This is a genomic window from Novosphingobium sp. PhB165 (genome assembly GCF_004341845.1).
In the GTDB taxonomy this organism is placed as follows: domain Bacteria; phylum Pseudomonadota; class Alphaproteobacteria; order Sphingomonadales; family Sphingomonadaceae; genus Novosphingobium.
Map to the genome: position 1 here is coordinate 41833 of NZ_SLVB01000015.1, position 20039 is coordinate 61871.

16 protein-coding genes are annotated in these 20039 nt (G+C 60.8%); 7 read left to right on the forward strand and 9 right to left on the reverse strand.

Going from position 1 to position 20039, the window contains the following annotated elements; all coding sequences use genetic code 11:
* Positions 1-343: 343 nt before the first annotated feature.
* Positions 344-628, forward strand: coding sequence for a hypothetical protein (locus EDF56_RS24490; protein ID WP_132392573.1), 285 nt, complete (start codon positions 344-346; stop codon positions 626-628).
* Positions 622-1269, forward strand: coding sequence for a HEPN domain-containing protein (locus EDF56_RS24495; protein WP_165912373.1), 648 nt, complete (start codon positions 622-624; stop codon positions 1267-1269). The genes EDF56_RS24490 and EDF56_RS24495 overlap by 7 nt, the downstream gene beginning before the upstream one ends.
* A 207-nt stretch (positions 1270-1476) precedes the next feature.
* Here the strand turns inward: EDF56_RS24495 and EDF56_RS24500 are convergent, their stop codons facing one another.
* The gene (locus EDF56_RS24500) at positions 1477-1866 is read right to left on the reverse strand and encodes a hypothetical protein (protein WP_132392577.1); all 390 of its coding nucleotides are present in this window, start codon (positions 1864-1866) and stop codon (positions 1477-1479) included.
* Positions 1867-2172: 306 nt separating this feature from the next.
* Positions 2173-3129 (reverse strand): prolyl aminopeptidase, encoded by a 957-nt coding sequence (gene pip / locus EDF56_RS24505; RefSeq protein WP_132392579.1) that lies wholly within the window; start codon positions 3127-3129, stop codon positions 2173-2175.
* Positions 3130-3430: 301 nt separating this feature from the next.
* Between pip and dinB the strand changes: the two genes are divergently transcribed.
* Complete coding sequence (dinB, locus tag EDF56_RS24510) at positions 3431-4504, forward strand: DNA polymerase IV (protein WP_132392581.1); 1074 nt, start codon at positions 3431-3433, stop codon at positions 4502-4504.
* 29 nt (positions 4505-4533) lie between these two features.
* The gene (locus EDF56_RS24515) at positions 4534-7809 is read left to right on the forward strand and encodes an error-prone DNA polymerase (protein ID WP_132392583.1); all 3276 of its coding nucleotides are present in this window, start codon (positions 4534-4536) and stop codon (positions 7807-7809) included.
* Here EDF56_RS24515 and EDF56_RS24520 read toward each other — a convergent pair.
* The 5 genes from EDF56_RS24520 to EDF56_RS24550 all read right to left on the reverse strand — a co-directional run bounded on the left by EDF56_RS24520 (position 7768) and on the right by EDF56_RS24550 (position 14147).
* A complete protein-coding gene (locus tag EDF56_RS24520) occupies positions 7768-8253 on the reverse strand; it encodes a hypothetical protein (protein WP_132392585.1) in 486 nt (161 codons plus the stop codon). The two genes, EDF56_RS24515 and EDF56_RS24520, sit on opposite strands and share 42 nt — an antisense overlap.
* Before the next feature lie 703 nt (positions 8254-8956).
* Positions 8957-10567: a PAS domain S-box protein gene (locus tag EDF56_RS24530; RefSeq protein ID WP_207905068.1), complete on the reverse strand. Its 1611-nt coding sequence runs from the start codon at positions 10565-10567 to the stop codon at positions 8957-8959.
* An 892-nt stretch (positions 10568-11459) separates the two neighbouring features.
* Complete coding sequence (locus tag EDF56_RS24540) at positions 11460-12242, reverse strand: SDR family NAD(P)-dependent oxidoreductase (protein WP_132392589.1); 783 nt, start codon at positions 12240-12242, stop codon at positions 11460-11462.
* 118 nt (positions 12243-12360) lie between these two features.
* On the reverse strand, positions 12361-13554 hold the full coding sequence (locus EDF56_RS24545; protein ID WP_132392591.1) for a zinc-dependent alcohol dehydrogenase: 1194 nt from the start codon (positions 13552-13554) through the stop codon (positions 12361-12363).
* Positions 13554-14147: an SRPBCC family protein gene (locus EDF56_RS24550; protein WP_132392593.1), complete on the reverse strand. Its 594-nt coding sequence runs from the start codon at positions 14145-14147 to the stop codon at positions 13554-13556. Before EDF56_RS24550 ends, EDF56_RS24545 begins: the two co-directional genes overlap by 1 nt.
* Positions 14148-14450: 303 nt before the next feature.
* Between EDF56_RS24550 and EDF56_RS24555 the strand changes: the two genes are divergently transcribed.
* Positions 14451-15356: a Ku protein gene (locus tag EDF56_RS24555; RefSeq protein WP_132392595.1), complete on the forward strand. Its 906-nt coding sequence runs from the start codon at positions 14451-14453 to the stop codon at positions 15354-15356.
* A 268-nt stretch (positions 15357-15624) separates the two neighbouring features.
* Here EDF56_RS24555 and EDF56_RS24565 read toward each other — a convergent pair whose 3' ends face one another.
* A complete protein-coding gene (locus EDF56_RS24565) occupies positions 15625-15837 on the reverse strand; it encodes a KTSC domain-containing protein (RefSeq protein WP_132392597.1) in 213 nt (70 codons plus the stop codon).
* A 168-nt stretch (positions 15838-16005) separates the two neighbouring features.
* Between EDF56_RS24565 and EDF56_RS24570 the strand changes: the two genes are divergently transcribed.
* Together EDF56_RS24570 and ligD are read left to right on the forward strand one after the other, a co-directional pair.
* Entirely contained in the window at positions 16006-16935 is a 930-nt protein-coding gene (locus EDF56_RS24570) for a GNAT family N-acetyltransferase (RefSeq protein WP_132392599.1), read from the forward strand.
* A 65-nt stretch (positions 16936-17000) separates the two neighbouring features.
* Positions 17001-19511: a DNA ligase D gene (ligD, locus tag EDF56_RS24575; RefSeq protein WP_132392601.1), complete on the forward strand. Its 2511-nt coding sequence runs from the start codon at positions 17001-17003 to the stop codon at positions 19509-19511.
* 57 nt (positions 19512-19568) lie between these two features.
* Here the strand turns inward: ligD and EDF56_RS24580 are convergent, their stop codons facing one another.
* Positions 19569-20039, reverse strand: coding sequence for a cupin (locus EDF56_RS24580; RefSeq protein WP_132392603.1), 471 nt, complete (start codon positions 20037-20039; stop codon positions 19569-19571).

Below are 20039 nucleotides of genomic sequence, written 5' to 3' on the forward strand. Positions count from 1 at the left end.
ATCGCTTCGCGTTGCCAACGCTTCCGAAGCACTCAATCGAAAGGCGGGCAGAACAGCCAGTCAGCGGCTCGGCAGTTGCGTCGCTGCAGCGGAACGGCAACTTCTCACAAATCAAAACTTTAAAGCCGCCGGTCTCCTTACGGCCAGTCTTGGGTAGCCAGAACGGAAAAGCTGACGGGCCGCACCTTGGGAGTGAAAATCGGCGGCTGAGTGACTGGCAAGGGTCGGTTTTGGCGGGACCGCGCCAACAGCGTCGTTATCTCCAATCCCCATCGTGCTAAACGCTGCCGATCATTTTGACGGTGCGTTTCGCCAGCGCCCGAAAATATGCGAGGAGATGAGTATGACGTTTCAACGGCCGCCTGAGCATGGGCCGCAGTTCGAAGCTATGATGGCGCAGATTGACTTCAAGCTTACCAATGAAGGCGTCGATATCCCGACGCGACCGATGCTTGCGGTGCGCGAGGTTTCGATGACGTATAATCTCAGCATGCCGCTCGGTGGCGACACCATGCGTATGCCGCCGGAATTGCGCGAGAATGCGGCACTGAGCGAAGCGATCAATCAATGGTACAAGGACAACTACGGCGATCGGCTGAAAGAGGATCATGCCCGGGTCGGATGGTGATCCTGCTCGATGGAGATCTCTATGTCCTGCGCGTTCCTCGTGTCTTCGGCAGCGTGAATTTCGTTCTGACGCGCCAGTGGTTGCCTAACCCGGGGATCGGGAGTGGCACCGCAACCTGCAATATCACCCAGCTTGTTGACGGGATGACCGCAGCTAAGGCCGGGCGGCTGTCCGATGCCGCGCTCAACACAATTGGGCGCGCGTTCGAGATCGCCGTGCCTGCCACGTTTACGCTTGAGAGCACGGGCCATAATTTGATGTTCATCGCTCGTGGCGATGTCGAGGCCGCGGTCAACGGTCTGATGGCGCGTGGCGGCCGCTATGGAGAATCGAAATGGGCTTCGCTTCAGGCCGCCGAAAAGGTACTCAAGGCCGCGATCGATCGCGAGGGCGCTAGATACGGTTTTACCCATGGGCTTGCTGCCCTGTGCAAGACGCTCGCCGATACCGGCCTGGCCTTTAACGCCGACGCCCAAGTCGCCGCGATTCAGTGCAAACCGGGTATTCGCTATGGTGAGGAACCTTGTATATGCGACGAGGCACTGGCAGCCCACCGCGCATCGCTTGAGCTGGTAAATGTGCTCCGTGAATCAGGCGCGAAGTTCGAACTGGGTATTGGCGGACTCCAACGATCGGGTTGAGGGGCCGTTTCGCTTTTTCGGGATCTCAAGCCTCAACCGCTTTCGGCCAGTCGCAGCGTCAGGATTGAAAAAGCCGCCGGTCCGCACTTGGGAACGAGAAATTGGTGGCTGAGCGACCAGCTAGGGTCGGAAGGCGAAGCCGGGCGAAGCGCCTATTTTCCGCTCCACCCGCGACATTCTCCTTCCCGAAAATTTTGTGAGCACGCGTTATACGGCCCAGTTATAGCGCGTTAGCGCCATCATGAAGGCGAACAGAAAAGCATAGCCAAAGCGGTCCAGGCGGACGAGCTCCTGACCTCTCTTCGCCCGAAAACGGCCAAGTATCATCATCATCCCGCCCGCAAGAACCGGCGTCACGGCGAGGTTGACTAGCCGGAGGGCAGGCTCATGGATTGCCGAATGCGGTAAGATCAGCAAGCTGATCCCACCTGCGGCGACACCGCTCAGCGTGATCCACGCGGCCGCGATCGGTGGTGAAGGCAACCATCGGTGAACCCGTGCCAAACCACGCAGGCCCAATTCGCAGCAAACGTTGATGATAAGCTGGAGCAAGATCTCACTGATGAATTGGAAAAGGATTTCAAAAAGAAATTCCATCAAAAGGAAGTCCGTTTACGAATATGACGTAGCCCTCATGGTCACAATGTCGATGCACTGCAAATCGGCTAAATCTCTAATGTCCGATGTAGAAAGCTGCCGGTACACTCTCGATCAGCTTGGGACCGAGGAGTGGGGAAGCAGACCGTCTGCACTTAAGCATCCGAATTTGACGACCGAGCGGCCACAAAGGGTCGACAGCCACTGAAAGCTCATGGGACGTTCCTGTCGGTTGCCGACGTTACTAAAGGCGTCCGACTCTGCCGATAGCAGCCGGTCGTTCAGGCCGGAATTTGTCCGCTCGCTTTAGACAGCGTCCTTGCCTGCATAGCGATCAGTCGCACGGATCAATTGATCGAGAATGCCGGGTTCCGAATAAGCGTGGCCCGCCCCTTCGATCAGGTGGAAATCCGCCTCGGGCCACGCCTTGTGAAGCGCCCAGGCGTAGTGTGCGGGGCAGGGCATGTCGTAGCGGCCATGAACGATCGTGCCCGGGATCTCGCGCAGTTTGGTAGCATCGCGCAGCAGTTGACCCGGCTCGAGCCAACAATCGTGGACGAAATAGTGGGTCTCCAGCCTTGCGAACGCCAGCGCGAAATGATCCTCGTCGTGCTGGGCGCTCATGGCAGGATCGGGCAGCAGGGTGATCACCTCGCCCTCGAACAGGCTCCAGGCCCGAGCGGCGGCAATGCGCTCCTCGGCCGTGCCGCTCGTCAGGCGGCGGTGGTAGGCTTTCAGGATATCACCGCGCTCGGCCTCGGGGATCGGGGCAATGAGACGTTCGTACTTGTCCGGGAACATCTGCGAGACGCCGAACTGGTAGAACCAGTCGAGCTCCGCCTTCGAGCACATGTAGATCCCGCGCAGGACCATTTCGCTGACGCGCTCCGGATGGGTCTGCGCATAAGCGAGCGCAAGCGTGGAGCCCCACGAGCCGCCGAAGACCAGCCACTCTTCGGCGCCGGCAAGCTCGCGTAGGCGCTCGATGTCGGCGACAAGGTGCCAGGTCGTGTTCGCGTCCAGTTCGGCATGCGGCAATGACCTGCCGCAACCGCGCTGGTCGAACAGCAGGACGTCGTAGAGCGTGGGATCGAACAGACAGCGATGCGCCGGCGAAATGCCGCCGCCGGGCCCGCCGTGAAGAAACACCGCCGGCTTGGCGCCGGGCGTGCCGCAGCGCTCATAATAGATGGAATGGCCGTCGCCGGTGTCGAGCATGCCGGTCTCATAGGGTTCGATCGGCGGGTAGGGAGTGCGAAGCATGGTCTCTTCCTGCGTGATTTGGTGGAGTAAGGGAAGCGCCAACTCCAGGGGGAACGGCCTCGGACCATCGCCGGCCGGTGAAGACGGTCTGGTTCGCGGTATCTTGGACCCGGCCAGCGCGTGGCGGCGGCGCCGCGTCGTTTTCCGCCCCCCACAAACCATGTCCGTTGTGGGGGTTGTGGGGCAGGCGGGCATACCTGAAGAGCTGGCGGTTGCGCTGCCATTCGCCCTCTCTGCTGCATTTGCAGTCTCGCCCTGCACATATGTTCCCATTATGTTCTGTATCGGCTATGCTGCCCGCATGACCGATTCCGCACTCAGGAAGATCATCCACGTCGACATGGACGCCTTCTTCGCGTCGGTGGAACAGCGCGATGATCCTGCGCTCAGAGGTAAGCCGGTTGCCGTGGGCTATCCTGCGGCGCGAGGCGTGGTGGCGGCGGCAAGCTACGAGGCCCGGACCTTCGGCGTACGCTCGGCGCTGCCGTCGGTCACGGCGCTTCGCCGCTGTCCGCACCTCATTTTCGTGCCGCCGCGTTTCGATGTCTACAAGGCGGTCTCGCGGCAGATTCATGCGATCTTCGAGGACTATACCGATCTCATTCAGCCCCTCTCGCTCGATGAGGCCTATCTCGATGTGACTGCAAATCGGCGCGGCATCGCGACCGCCTGGCTGACCGCTAAGGAAATCCGTAGCCGGATCCTCGAAGAAACCGGCCTGACGGCTTCGGCGGGCATTTCCTACAACAAGTTCCTGGCGAAACTCGCCTCCGACCAGAAGAAGCCCAACGGCCAGTTCGCCGTCACTCCCGACATGGGGGCAGCCTGGGTCGAGAGCTTGCCGGTCAAACGCTTCTACGGCGTCGGCCCCGTCACCGCCCGCAAGATGGAGGCGCTTGGCATCGAGACCGGCGCCGATCTGCGCGCCAAGACGCTCGGCTTCCTGCAGGAGCATTTCGGCAGCTCGGCCGACTGGTACTACCACATCGCGCGCGGCATCGATGAGCGCCCCGTCAATCCCGACCGCGAACGCAAGTCATCGGGATCGGAAACCACCTTCGATCGCGATCTTATGGCGGACGCCGAGATCGAGGCAGGCGTACTGGGGCAGGCCGACGATGTGTGGACCTGGTGCGAGACGGCGCAGTCGTTCGGCCGTACCGTGACAGTGAAGATCAAGTACGCCGATTTCCAGCAGATCACGCGGAGCCGGACGCACCCCAGCGTTGTCCGTAGCCACGCGCAGCTTCGCGATGCAGCCCTTACGCTCGTTCGTCTCGTGCTGCCGACCGAGAAGGGCGTGCGCCTGGTCGGCGTGACGGTGTCCGGGTTCGAGCAGCAGGATGCCGAAACCGCGCTGCCCCTGTTTGCCTGAGAATTTGGCCCGAACGGGCCGGTGACGCCATGCGCTATGCCGAACTCCAGTGCACCTCGCATTTCTCGTTCCTGCGCGGGGCATCGAGCTGCGAGGAGCTATTTGCCGCCGCCGAAGCGCACGGTCTCGAGGCGCTGGCGATCACCGACCGCAACAGCCTTGCCGGAATTGTTCGCGCCTACGATGCGGCGCGATCGACGGGTGTCCGCCTGATCGTCGGCTGCCGTCTCGAGCTTATCGAAGGACAATCGCTGCTCGTCTATCCGATGGACCGGACAGGCTATGCCCATCTCTGCCGTCTCCTCAGTCGCGGCAAACAGCGCGGCGGGAAAGGCAAGTGCCTCATCGGTTGGGACGATGTGGCCGATTATGCGGAAGGCCTACTCGCCGTCCTCTTGCCCGGCGAAGTCGAGGACGCCTCGGCTGTCATCACCCGCTTCGAGCGGATCTTTTCAGGCCGTTGCTATCTGGCACTGACGCTGCACCGCCGGCCCGGCGACCAGATGCGGCTGCATGCGCTGTCCAACCTGGCCGCGCAGCATCAGGTGAAGACCGTCGTCACCGGCGACGTACTTTATCATCATCCCCACCGCCGCGTGCTGCAGGACGTGATGACTTGCATCCGCCATCGCTGCACGATCGACGAACTCGGTGCCCGCCGCGAAACCAATGCCGACCGTTTCCTCATGCCGCCCGCCGAAATGTACCGGCTCCATGGCCGCTACGAAACGGCGCTCGAACGGACCATCGAGATCGCCGAGCGCTGCCGCTTCTCGCTCGACGAACTGCGCTACCAGTATCCCGACGAAGCCTCAATCCTTGGGCTGACCTCGCAGCAGGTCCTCGAAAAACTCACCTGGGAAGCAGCCGAGCAACGCTATCCCGAAGGCCTCCCGGACGAGGTGGCGAGGCTGCTGCGGCACGAACTCTCGCTGATAGGCGAGCTTGGCTATGCTCCGTACTTTCTGACCGTCAATTCGATCGTTCGATTCGCGCGTAGCCGCGAAATCCTCTGCCAGGGCAGAGGGTCGGCGGCCAACAGCGCGGTCTGCTATGTGCTCGGCATCACCTCGATCGATCCCGTGTATTCGGACCTGCTGTTCGAGCGCTTCATCAGCCAGGAGCGCAAGGAACCGCCCGATATCGACGTCGACTTCGAGCACGAACGGCGCGAGATCGTCATGCAATGGGTCTTCGAGACCTACGGACGCAATCACGCCGCTCTCTGTTCGACGGTCATCCGCTACCGTGCCAAGGGCGCCATCCGCGATGTCGGCAAGGCGCTCGGGCTCTCCGAGGATCTCATCAAGTCGCTCTCCGGCCAGATGTGGGGCTGGAGCGAAGACGGCGTCGAGGACCGCCATGTCAAAGAGCTCAATCTCAATCTCGAGGACCGGCGGCTGCGCCTCGCCATCGACCTTGCGCGTGAGCTTATCGGAACGCCCCGGCACCTGTCGCAGCATCCGGGCGGCTTCGTGCTCACCCACGACCGGCTCGACGAACTCGTGCCGATCGAGCCGGCCGCCATGGCGGACCGCCAGGTCATCGAGTGGGACAAGGACGATATCGACATCCTCAAGTTCATGAAGGTCGATTGCCTTGCCCTCGGCATGCTGACCGCCATGAAGCGCGGCTTCAATTTCCTCCGCGAGCACAAGGGTATCGAGATGGACCTGGCGTCGGTCCCGCCCGAAGACCCGCGCACTTATGCGATGATCCGCGCGGCCGATACGCTGGGCGCCTTCCAGATCGAGAGCCGCGCGCAGATGGCGATGCTGCCGCATATCAAGCCGCGCACGTTCTACGATCTGGTCATCGAGGTCGCCATCGTCCGGCCGGGACCAATCCAGGGCGACATGGTCCATCCCTATCTTCGGCGGCGCGCGGGCAAGGAGCCGATCCACTATCCCAAGCCGGAGCTGGAAAAGGTGCTCGGCAAGACGCTCGGGGTGCCGCTGTTCCAGGAGCAGGCGATGCGGGTTGCCATCGAGTGCGCGGGCTTCACGCCCAACGAGGCGGACCAGCTGCGCCGCGCCATGGCGACGTTCAAGTTCACCGGCGGCGTCTCGAAGTTCAAGGAAAAGCTGGTCGCCGGCATGACCGAGCGCGGATACACGGCCGAGTTTGCCGAGAAGACCTTCGGGCAGCTCGAGGGCTTCGGCAGCTACGGCTTTCCGGAGAGCCATGCCGCCAGCTTCGCGCTGATTGCCTATGCATCCTGTTGGCTCAAGTGCTGGCACCCCGATGTCTTCTGCGCGAGCCTGCTCAATGCCCAGCCTATGGGCTTCTATGCGCCGGCCCAGATCGTGGCGGATGCGCGGGCGCATGGCGTTGAGGTCCGGCCGGTCTGCGTCAATGCGTCGCGCTGGGATTGCACGCTCGAACCTACGGCGCGTAGCGGTGAGGATGACCGTTTCGCCGTCCGTCTTGGCATGCGCATGGTGCGCGGGCTTGCGGAGGCCGATGCGGCAAGGATCGTCGCGGCGCGAGCGGATCAGCCTTACATGAGCGTCGAGGAGCTCTGGCGCCGAGCCGATGTTCAGGTGGCCGCCCTCGGCAAGCTCGCGGAGGCCGACGCGTTTCGGCCCTCGCTTCGCCTAGCCCGCCGCGAGGCACTATGGGCGATCAAGGCGCTGCGCGATGAGCAGTTGCCGCTATTTGCGGCCACGGAAGCGCGTGCCGATGGCTTCATCCACGAGATCGTCGAACAGCCCGTTCTGCTGCGCGCCATGACCGAGGGCAGGGAGGTGGTTGAGGACTACGGGCACGTCGGCCTGACGCTGCGCCGCCATCCGGTCGCGTTTCTGCGAGAACAGCTGGAAGCCAGGAAGATCGCACCCTGCCGTTCGCTAGAGGCCATTCGCGACGGTCGCCGCGTCTCGCTCGCCGGCCTGGTGCTGGTGCGCCAGCGGCCAGGCTCTGCCAAGGGCGTACTCTTCATCACTATCGAGGACGAGACAGGCATCGCCAATCTCATCGTCTGGCCACGCATGTTCGAGGAAAATCGGCGGATCGTCATGGGCGCACGAATGCTGGGCGTCGAGGGCGTGGTGCAGCGGGAAGGCGAGGTCATACATGTGATCGCCAGGAAGCTCATCGATCTGACGCCGCTGCTGTCGGCCGTGGGACGCGAGCGCGACGCTGCCTACGAGGCTTTCCCACTTCCCTTCGGACGCGGCGACGGAGCCAAGAATGGAGGTGGGCCTGATCCGCGCGATCCGGCATCCAGGCATCCGGAGCCTCGCAATATCCTCGTTCCTGATCTACACATCGACACGTTCGGGAAGGGGCGAAATTTCAAGTGAGCAGGCATGATGCATTCTGGCCGTCCCCAATGGACTCTTGGGTCCATCCGAGCGCTCGATATGAATGCCGTCGCTATGTAGGAAGAGCCCGAGGACGACGCCGACATGGAAGACGCCGCGCCGACCGATCTTCTGCACGTAAGGCAAGACGTGTCCTGCCCGGGACCGGAACCGCAACTCGATTTCGAATTGAACTTCCCCTTCCTCACCTTCAATGCGACGCGCTAGTTCCCACCAGGGAAGACGGCCTGCCGTTCCGCTGTTGAGGGATTCGACAAAGCTGGCTTTGCCTGAGTTGGTCGCGAACCCAGTCCCCAGGATATTGCTCGCGGGCCGATAAACCTTGGAGACGGTGAATTTTTTCGGGCGTGGTGCTGAAGAAGCCGCCTGCCTCCGGATCGAGAAGGCGATCGAATAGCGCGGGAGAAGCGAGGTTTGGCACATACTAACTGTCGATCGAACCGTCGGCGCCGCTCAACGCGGGTTTTCTCAACCTTCACCGGGTGCCCCGTAATCTTGAAGGTTGAGAAAACCCGCGTCATCGCGGGCAGAAATTCTGGTGCGCCTCTCGGTAAAAGAATAGTGGGGCCTTTCCTTAAGTTACGGTCGCATAACGAACCTTAACCCATCTTGATCCATGCACTACCTTACGTCGATCGAGCTCTCGATCTTGGCTTTCGAAAGGACCTCGGGGCGGTCAGCTTTGAAGATTTCGACAAGACCCTCAAGACCAACCTTTACGCGCTTCACTGCATCGCGCAGGCCGCCGTTACGCACCTGCCGCCAGGTGCAGGCCTACGAGCCTTCAGATATCCTGATGGATTACGCTATGACCAAGGCCGGCATCATTGCCTATACCAAAGCCTTGGGCGCAACTGATCGAGAAGGGCATCCGTGCCAATGTGGTGGCCCCGGGGCCAATCCGGACCGTGCTTCAGGCGAGCGGTGGCCAGCCTCAGGAAAAGGTCGCCAAGTTTGGCGAGCAAAGCTAGTTCGGCCGCCCTGGACAGCCCGTTGAAATCGCGCCGGTCTATGTGCTCCTCGCCTCGCAGGAAGGCTGCAACATTACCGGCGAAGCCTACTGCGTTGCCGGCGGCACCGGCATCGCCTGATGAAAGGCGTAGCGGCCTCACACGTTAATGGGCTGCTACGCCGACAATTCCGGCGGGGGCACTGGAATCGTCAGGACCAGAGAGAGACCATCCGCATACCACGATTTTGAAACCGTTGCGCCAAGGCTCATGAGGCTAGCTGCCTCGAGTTTGTTACCGAACCCGGATCGCGCAGGCGCCTCCCGGATAGGCGGACCGCCTTGTTCGACCCAGGCCACATGGACAGCGTTGCCGTACCTTTGAACGTCGATCTTGAGCATGCCCGACGATGTGGACAGCGCGCCGTACTTTGCGGCGTTGGTTGCGTACTCATGGAAGAGAAGGGCCAAGGAATTCAGCATCTGGCCTTCAACCATGACTTCTTCGCCCGTCTTCACCACATCAATGGCTTGCGAAGAACGATAGGGGGCTAAAATGGCGCGCAGCAGATCGGCTAGGCTGGCCCTTGATGGGCTAGATTCATCCGTCTCAAGAGGCATTGTCAAGCTGTGCGCCTGTGCCAAGGCGGCGAGGCGCTCGCGCAGGGCAAGGGCCAATTGGTCAACAGACTCTGCACCACGGGCACTCATGGCAACGAGGCCGCCGACCAGCGCGAACAGGTTCTTGATGCGGTGGTCCATCTCCCGCATCAGCAGCCGCTGTCGCGACTGAGCTTCGACGCGTTCCCCGATGTCCCTGGCTATCTTCGACGCGCCAATTACATTGCCTGTTTCATCGCGGATCGGCGAAACCGAAAGAGAAACATCGAGTGGCGAGCCATCCTTTCGTCTGCGCACGGTCTCGAAATGTTCGATTCGTTCGCCGGCGCGAATACGCGCGAGGATCTCGTCCTCTTCGTGAAGTCGATCCTCGGGGATGAGCAAAGTGATCGGTCGCCCAATTACCTCGTCAGCGGTGTACCCGAAGAGGCGCTGGGCACTTTCGTTCCAGCTCATTATCGTGCCGTCGAGCGATTTGCTCACGATCGCGTCTTCTGAACTTTCCACGATCGCGGCGAGTTTTGCGCTGGCGTGCTGGGCAACCTCGCGAAGCTCAGCTTCTTTTCTTGCGTCGGCAATGAGTGCAGCGTTGTCGATGGCAATTGCGGCGTGGGCGGCAATTGCCTGCACGACTTCTTCGGCTTCTTCGTCAAACACGGCCGGCTGGTCATGCGCTATAAAAAGACCACCGTGGACGGCGCCCTTCCTAGAAATCACGGGGACAGCGAGGTAACTGACCACGGGCAAATGCCCCTTTGGCATGCCGAAGTACGGGCTATTGTGGCCAAACCGCGGGTCTGCACGAATGTCTTCCGACCGTACCACTTCTGTGCCACCAAACGTCGGGGCAAAGACCGCCGTATTGCGCGGCATTGGAAAGCCGGCAAAGTGGGACCGTGAAACGCCGGAAAGCGTGTACAGGCTGTATATCTCGCCCTGGTCGTCAATCTGATTGTAGAAGAACGCCCCGAACTTGCCGCCGGACGCCTGAGTGGCTGCGTCGGTGACGCTTTGGACCAGATCCTCCAGATCAAAATCTCCTGCGACCGTCTGAGCGATGCGGCTGAACAGCCTCAGGCGCTGGACCTCGGCCGACACGGGGTGTTGGTCATCATCACTTGGCGACCCTCGTGTCATCGGCTCATGCTGACGAATAATTTTTTCCACAAACGGGCCCGATCGCAATGCCGCATCGATTGTTCCGACTTTAGCGAAGTGACGATAGCAAGCAAGCGTCCCTGCTAGGCCATTCCTTCAGGCACGGCGGCCTCCGGTATATTGGGCGTGCCGACGCATTTACGCGTGAGGAACCCGCAAAAGAGAGACTGGGCTGTCAGCGAAAATCGAACGACGTGTGCGGCTCTTGAACCGAGGTTCGGATCGCGTGCTTACTTGTGCGGGTGGGTAGAAGACGGAGCACAGGAGCATGATCAATCGACTGAAGAGGCTGTCCGAACTGCGCGCGGTCGCGAGAAGGAAAAGCGGTTCGTCCGTACGCTTGATGAAGCCGCGGCAAAGGCGGTCGTGATAGCCGCCGTAACCTTCGCTGTGGGGTTGACCTTAAAAAGGATGTTCGAGCGCTCTGTGGCACACGCTGCGGAAGAGGGCGCGAAAACAAGAGCAGAGTAGCGGGTGGATTGAACACAACCGGCGAGGCAAAGCCGGAAAATGTGCGTCCGGACCGGTGTTTTGGGATGGCGCCCCCAGTTTCTGAAGCTCGGTAGGTTTCGCTTCTTGGAGACGGCGGCAGGAAAAATTTAGGAACTTCTTACGTTTACGGCATCCGCTCAAAACTGCACCAGTGCTTATCGCATTTCTCAGCCGCTGGGCGACCGAGGTTGAAGGATTCAAGATGCTTCGACTTTTCTGTGGTCGGCCCTTAGCAGGGCAACGCATCGGTGAAGGTATCTGTTATGGGATATCTCTTTTTTATCTGCTGGTTAAGCGCGTCCCAAGCGGACTCCCGAATTCGGCGCCCCTTGGCTCGCGGGATCGCGCGGGGATTTGAAAGAAGAAAGGGCGTTAGAGCTCGTTGGCTATGACCGCTTTTGTAACGAGACTAATGCGCACTGCCTGGCTCTGCCATCTTGCGGTGCTGTTCGGCGAGCATGGACTGAGGGACCACGCCTGCTGCCGCTACCTGCAGCTTGTTGTACCAGCCCGAAACTACCGTGCTCTTGCCAGCCTGCAGTGCGTCCCAGCCATCCTTGGCGACTTTCGCAGGATCGGCCTTGCTGTCGTCCGCCCCGACATCCGTATCCTTGCCGAGCCCGGCGCGGTCGAAGAATTTCGTATCGGTGACGCCTGGCATGAGGGTGGTCAGGGTCACGCCGTCGAAATCCTTCAGTTCGTTCCGAAGTGCTTCGGTGAAATTATCCACGAACGCCTTGGTGCCGTTGTAAACGGCGTTGAAGCTGCCTGGAATGAAGCCCGCGATCGACCCTGTCGCAAGCACCTTGCCGTCGTTTCTGGCAGCCATCGACTTCAGAACGCTTTGCAGGAGATAAAGCGTACCGGTCACGTTAGTGTCGAGAACATGCCGCCATTCGGAGACATCCTGTTCGAGGAACGCATGCCCTAGGCCGTGGCCGGCATTGGCGCAGAGCAAGTCGATCCGCCGGCCGGTGGCACGCACGAGCAGACCGTCGACGCCTTCGAGAGTTGAGAGATCGGCCTCCAGAGTTTCGACCGAGACGCCGAGCGCCTCCAACTCCGCCTTGACATCGCCAAACGGAGTGTCGGCGGCTAATAACAAATCATAGCCATCCTTCGCCGCAAGCTTGGCAAGTTCAAGTCCGATGCCGCTCGACGCGCCGGTGATCACAGCTAATTTATTCGTCATGGCTTTCTCCTGCAGAGAAGATTGCAAAGGCCACCGAATGGCCGGCGTGAGCCGGAAGCCAACTCGGACCGGCAGTTAGTACCGCAACCTCAGGTGAGGACCGTTGCCCTCCAGTTCCTCAAGGCACACGGGCGAGGTCGAGGCCCGGCTTCAGCACAACCTTGGTCACCTCGTTCTGCTTGTCATGAAACATCTTGTAGCCATCGGGTGCCTGCTCGAGGGACAGGCGGTGGCTGATGAGGAAGGTCGTATCGATCTTCTCTTCCATGATCGCATTCAGCAGTCCGGGCAGGTAGTGCTGGACATGGGTCTGGCCGGTCTTGAGCGTCAGGCCCTTCTCCATGAATGCACCAAGCGGGAACTTGTCGACGAACCCGCCGTAAACCGCAGGCATCGACACCCGGCCTCCCTTGCGGCACGCCAGGATGGCCTGCCGGATTGAATGCGTGCGGTCGGTTCCCAGGAACGTGGATGCCTTGATCTGATCCCAGACATTGTCGGCGAAGAAACCGTGCGCCTCAAGCCCAACCGCATCGATGCAGGCATCGGGTCCGATGCCGCCGGTCATCTCCATCAGAGCCTCGTAGGTCTTGGTCTCTTCGAAGTTGATGGTTTCGGCTCCGAACTTCCGGGCGAGTTCGAGCCGGTGCGGAAAGTGATCGATGGCAATGACCCGTTCGGCACCCATCAGAAACGCCGACTGGACGGAAAACAGCCCAACCGGGCCGCATCCCCAGACCGCCACCGTGTCGCCCGGCTCGATCTCGGCGTTCTCAGCTGCCTGCCATCCGGTGGGCAAAATGTCGGAAAGGAAGAGGACTTTGTCGTCTTCGATCCCATCCGGGATCACGATCGGCCCTACGTCGGAAAACGGGACGCGAACATATTCGGCCTGGCCGCCGGCATAGCCTCCGGTCATGTGGCTATAGCCGAACAGGCCGGACATCGGCTGTCCGTAGAGTGTCTGGGCGATGTCCTGGTTGTCGGCGGGCAGGCCATTGTCACAGGCGGAATACTGATGCTTCGAGCAATGGAAGCAAGACCCACAGGCAATGGTGAAGGGGACGACCACGCGCTGCCCCTTCTGGAGCGTGGAATCCCTGCCGATCTCAACCACCTCGCCCATGAATTCGTGGCCGAGGATGTCACCCGCCTGCATCGTAGGAATGTAGCCATCGTAGAGATGAAGGTCCGAACCGCAGATCGCCGTGGAGGTGATCTTTAGGATGGCATCGCGTGGGTTGAGAATATCGGGGTCGTCGACGGTGTCGACGCGAACGTCGTGCTTCCCGTGCCAGGTCAATGCGCGCATCAGGCGTTCTCCTCGTCGAGCTGCTTGCGGGTGCGCGCCGCAGTTGCGACCTCGCCGGTTTCCATGAATTGTTTGAAACGCCGCAGGTCGCGCCGCGCTTGGATGGCGGGCTCACGTTGGAACATCTTTGCGACAATTTTGCCGACGACGCTGGCAGGCGGATCGTAAAGGACTGTTGCTGTCACCCAGGTTCCTCGCCCTCCGGGCGCATCGCGGAACTCGATACGTCCGCTGTTGGGAACGTCAGCGCCTTCCTCTGTCGTCCATGCGATGAGTTCGCCGGGCGTCTCCTGGGTAACGACGGAAGTCCATTCGACAGTGCGTTCGCCCGGTCCCCGAACCGTCCAATGCGATCGGCCGTCGCTTAGCTGTTCGACAGAAATCACATTGTCGAGAAATTTCGGGAGGTTAGAGAAGTCTCGCCAAACGGCAAACAGTTCGTCTCGCGGGCGATTGATCGTAACGGTCTTGCCGGAAAGAGTGTCGCCCTTGGCCCCATCGAGCTCGCTGGCGACTATCTGCGCCCTTTCGCCGTCTTTGGCGGTGGACAATGGGGCATCATCGTGCCCCGTGCGATCGCGCACGTCAGCCATTCAATCACTCCCACTTGTCTGGAAATCGGCTTCAAGAGGGGAACGCCATTGACGCCGCGGCAGTCGCCGCCTCCTGCCCGTTTTGCGATAAAGCGGGGCAGGGAGTCGCCCGAATAAACGGAGGTCAACTCAGGTTATGCGCCAGGCCCGCCCACGCAAGCGCCGGGGTGCACGTTTGCTGAGGCATCAAGGATATCTGTCGATCGCTGAGGAAGGAGGCACATGCGGTGATCCCGCTTTGGAAAGCTCCGGAACGACACCGCTGTCCACGAATTAAAGGAGTCTGCCCGAAGGAGAGGACAGATGGCTGCACGTCCGTACTGGAAAGGCCAGATCCGCCTGGCGCTCGTTTCGATCCCTGTTGAGATATATTCCGCCACCAGAAGCGGCGCTACGATCGCCTTCAATCAAATCCACGAGCCCTCGGGCCAGCGTATCAAATATGAAAAGGTCGTGCCTGGCATCGGTCCCGTGGACGTCGAGGACATCGTCAAAGGTTTCGAGTACGCCAAGGGAGAGTATGTCCTGCTCGACGAGAAGGAGATCGAGGGCGTCAAGCTCGAGAGCAAAAAGACGCTCGAGCTGACCCAGTTCGTCGATGCGCATGATGTCGACATGATCTATTTCGAGAAGCCTTATTACGTCGTGCCCGCCGACGATCTGGCGGAAGAGGCCTTCATCGTCCTTCGCGAGGCGCTGCGACGCACGCGCAAGATAGGACTGGGGCAACTCGCCATGCGCGGCCGGGAGTACGTCGTCAGCATCAAGGCCTGCGGGCGCGGGATGGTGATGGAGACGCTGCGCTACGCCGACGAGGTCAACAAGGCGACGAGCTATTTTCGCGACATCGGCGATACGGATCCCGACGAGGAGTTGCTCGACCTGGCTACCACGCTGATCGACAAGAAGACCGGCAAATTCGACGCGGCCGAATTTCACGATCGCTATGCCGATGCCCTCAAGGAGCTCATCGAGCGAAAGAAGAAGGGCAAGACCCTCAACATCGATTCCGACGACAGCGGCAAGGATCCGCGGGGCTCGAACGTCGTCGATCTGATGGCGGCGCTCAAGAACTCGCTCGGCAGCGCCAGCAGGGCGGCGCCCAAAACGACTGCCAAGAAGCCCGCCGCCAAGAAAACTGCAAAGGCCGCCGCCAAGCAGCCCGCCACCAAATCGGCTGCGAAGCCATCGACGCGCAAGCGGGCCTGAGCCGTGAGGAAAAGCCTGGACCATCCCGCCCCAGGGCCTGGGGACGATGATGCCGCTTTCGCCGAAGGGGCGATAACGCTTTGGGCCAACCTTCTGGCACTGATCGGAACGCATCTTCGCGAGACAGGCATGCCGAGACAGGAGGTGCTCGACATGCTCGCCATGCTGCACGAGACAAATGAGGAGACCATCCGCTCGCCGCGCGCCCGCGCGGTGGCATCGCGGCACCTGTTGTCGGTTTATCGTGCTCTCGGTGAAGCCTGATCGCTCAGCCATTTGGCCCAAAGCGCCGGCGCCCGGGATTTCGCAGGTGTCGGAAATGGTCCTTGATATGGGCGTTGAAGAACGTCCCTGCCGAAGGCGCTCTGCAGAACCCCTCAAAGAGGAACGCGGGCACGTCATAGTAGAGATAGTCGCCGGTCTGGTAAAACCAGACCCTAAGGGTCCGGGCCTCGTCATCGTAGGCGATGTGATCGATCATCGAGGACTGAGCGAAGCAGTGCGTGCGCATATCCTACCGAGCGCACGGGGCAGCGGCTCGTTCCCGGCACAGACTCGATCTGACTGCATCTTCGGGAAGGAGGCCAATGCTGAGTTCGATAGCCGGCGAAAATCCGACTTCGGGTCAGTCGCCCCGGATTTCCACTAAATGACGCTGGCAACCGACGATCAACTGCGCCAGATGGCCCAGCATCGAGGTCTCAAGCTGCTGCGCTCCCGGCGGCGCAAGCCCGGCGTCGGTGACTACGGTAAGTATGGGCTGACTGATAAAAGTGGAAAGGCCCTTCTTGGTGTCGGCGAAAACGGGCTAACTGCCTGCGCGCAGGATATTGAGGACTTTCTGCGTGCAAGCGAGCTTGGCACATGGAAGCAATCCGCCGACGCGGCGCCGCAGCGCCCACGACCGCCGAAAAAGCCATCAGCGTCCGAGCCCGACGATGAAGATACGGCTTTTCGGCGGCACTCTGGGCAGCGCCCGCGCCGCCGAACGGCGTCTGGTGCTGATAATCCTTCGCTTGGCGAAAGGGACTTAGCAGGTGGAACCCGCCCAAAACCGGCTCTTAGGCTCGTTCCCCAATCCGAACGGGCGAAAAAGCTAGCATCCCGGCGCCCCCGTGAATCGAGAACAAAGCCCGAAGCTGCTCCCAATCCGGTGCTGCGTATCCGCCTAGCCAATCCCAACGACAGCATGGAACTGGCGGCGCTGCTCGATCAGCTCTCCGGCATCGCCATTGAGCCGAGCGAGGTTGCAAGAAATCTTGCCGAGGTTCGAAAGGCAAAGGCGGGGTTGATCGTGGCCGAGCTTGGCAGGGTGGTCGGTTGCTGTGAGTGGTCGATCATTCCTTCTGTCCATCGCGGTGCCCTGGGGCGTCTGATCGTGCTTGTCGTCGATAAAGCGCATCGGCGGCGGGGCATCGCAACGGCCATGCTGGCCGCAGCGGAGAAGGCGTTGGCGGAGGTTGGATGCATGCAGGTCGAGGCGCTGAGCGATATCATGATCAATAACAGTCACAATTTTTTCCGCTCTCTCGGCTTTGAACAAACAAGCTATCGTTTCATCCGCGACCTCGGCGAATAGAGAAGGGCGGCGAGGGAACGAGTTCGTCTCCGCATCGATTACGTGGCATATCGATTGGAGGCGACATGGCACGAGCCCTCAAGACAAAGCATACGCAGGCAGAGGAGCGTCTCGGAAAATATCGCGAGAAACGTGATTTTTCGCGTACCGCAGAGCCTTCCGGTGCAACTGGCTCCGCCCCCGGCAACGGTTTTGTCGTTCAAAAACATGCGGCATCGCGCCTTCATTTTGACTTCCGGCTCGAGCTGGATGGCGTGCTGGTAAGTTGGGCCGTTACCCGGGGGCCAAGCACCAATCCCGACGACAAGCGTCTCGCAGTCCGCACCGAGGACCATCCGCTCGATTACGCGCGCTTCGAAGGCACGATCCCCAAAGGTGAGTACGGCGGCGGCACGGTGATGCTGTGGGACAATGGCACGTGGGAAACGATTCCAGGTAAGGATCCCCGCAAGACCCTGACCGAAGGCCACCTCCATTTCGTCCTCCATGGTCGCCGCATGCAGGGCGAATGGATCCTCTTCCGCCTCAAGCCGCGCGGCAAGGAGAAGGGAGAAAACTGGATATTGCGCAAGGTGCACGATGAATTTGCAGGCGGGTCGGATGAGCTGACCGGCGCCAACCTCACAAGCATCGATACCGGCCGCACCATGGAGGAGATAGCTGCGGGCAAAGCGGTCCCGAAGCGTAAGGCGAGAAACGGGAAACCCGTTACGGCTCCCAATCAGGATAGTGCCGGGCCGGGCCGAGGCAGGAAAGCGAGCTCGCCCCCGCCCTTCCAACCCGTGCAACTCGCCGCCTTGGTCGACTGTGTTCCACCCGGCGATCGCTGGCTCCATGAACTCAAGTATGACGGATACCGCACGCTTCTCGCCGTCGGCGGAAGTGAAGGGCGGGCCTACACCCGATCGGGCCTGGACTGGTCGGACCGTTTCGCAGCGCTCATTGCCGAGGCGCAGAAGCTTGGAGCCCGCAGCGCGCTCATAGACGGCGAGGCGGTCGTCACCCTTCCCGATGGCCGTACCAGCTTTCAGGCCCTGCAAACGGCGCTCAAGGCAAATCCCGATGCCATCGACTATTTCGCGTTCGATCTTCTCGAACTCGATGGGGAGGATCTGACCGGTCTCCCGCTCATTGAACGCAAGGAGAGGCTTGCTGCGCTAATCGGCAAGGGCGGGGGCCGACTTCGTTATTCGGATCATATCGTCGGTAAGGGCGAGAAGCTTCTTGCCAGCTTCTGCAGCGCAGGGCTCGAAGGAGTCATCTCGAAGCGCATCGACGCGCGCTACAGCGGCTCGCGTAGCGGCAGCTGGGTCAAGACCAAGTGCATTCGCCGTCAGGAGTTCGTGATCGTGGGTTGGACGCCGTCCGACAAGAAGCGCGGATTTCGCTCGCTTCTGCTCGGGGTCAATGAAAATGGCAAATTGCGATACGCTGGCAAGGTCGGTACCGGCTTCACCGTAGATGAGATCGACCGATTGATGGAGATCATGGCATCCCTCGAGCGCAAGGAGCCAACGGTCGAAGCGCCGCGCGCCGCCGTTCGTTCCGCTCACTGGATCGAGCCGAAGCTGGTTGCCGAAATCGCCTATATCGAGTTTACCGATGAAGGCGTCCTTCGCCATCCGAGCTATCTCGGCCTGCGCGAAGACAAGAAGCCCGAAGCGATCGTGCTCGAGACCGAGGCGCCGGTGGCCGCCGCAATCGCTCCCGTCGCAGACGCCGTGCGGATCAGCAACCGCGAACGTGTGATTTTCCCGGAGGGGAAGCTCACCAAAGGCCAGCTCGCGGATTATTATGAGACCGTTGCGCCAATTATGCTGCCTTGGGCGGGGAGCCGGCCAATAAGCCTGGTCCGCTGTCCGCAAGGCCGAGCCAAGAAGTGCTTTTTCCAGAAACATGATACCGGGAGTTTCGGCAGCCAGGTCAAGCAGATCGGTATCCGCGAGAAGGAAGGGCACGAAGAGGCATACCTGTTTGTCGATACGCCGGCCGGCCTTCTCACCTGTGTTCAGATGGGTACGATCGAGTTCCACGGCTGGGGCGCGCGGATCGAGGATATCGAGAAAGCCGATAGACTCGTATTCGATCTCGATCCCGATGAGGGGCTGGATTTCAAGAACGTCGTTTCAGCCGCATTCCATGTCCGGGACATGCTTGCCCAGATGGGGCTGACCACCTTTCCGATGGTCACGGGCGGAAAGGGCGTCCATGTCATCGCTCCCCTCACTCCGTCGGCCGAATGGCCAGAGGTGAAAGACTTTGCCCACCGCTTTGCCCTGGCGCTTTCCCAAGCAGAGCCCCAACGCTTCACGGCCGCTCTTGCAAAAGCCAAGCGTGCGGGGCGGATCTTTGTCGATTACTTGCGTAACCAGCGCGGCGCGACAGCGGTCATGCCCTATAGCGCCCGCAGCCGCGAATTTGCGCCGATCGCCGTGCCGGTGACCTGGGAGGAACTGCGCGACATCGACAGTCCTTCGCGCTGGCATATCGGCGACGGCGCCGAGATGGTGAGACGGGCCGGGTCGAAAAATCTCGCCCACTGGGGGCGCGCCGACCAGGTCTTACCCGACCTGTAAAAATCGGGACCTACAAAACCTGAAGCCGGACGATTGCTGTTCGTGCCACTTCGCGAATCATTCGCCAGTAACGGGATCTTGCTCAGCTGCGAGCATCTTCTGGATGCCTCCGAGCGCCTCCTTCGATGGCGGGTCCTGGCAAATGTCCCAATCCTGTCCCTGCGGGTAGGCGCCCACTACCAGGAAATCTTCGCTGCTCTCGATCAGGCAATGGCCGGTGCCGACCGGCAATACGAATGCGTCGCCCGCTACTATGCTCACGATCATTGGGCCTGGCCCGTCCCAGACCACGGAGGCGCGGCCGCTCGCGGCGCCCAACCCCTCATGGGCGGTCGAGTGATAGTGATGATAGTCAAAAATGGTTTCCCGCCATTTCGGCGGCCAACCATGCTCTGCGAAGCGTTTCTCGAAGGCTTCGGCGATTTGTGCTCGATTGCCGCTTTCCACACTTCGATAGATCAGTACCGATAGACGTTGATTGTTGGGCATCCAGCCATTTACAACCAGGAGGAATTTCTCTGGAGTCAT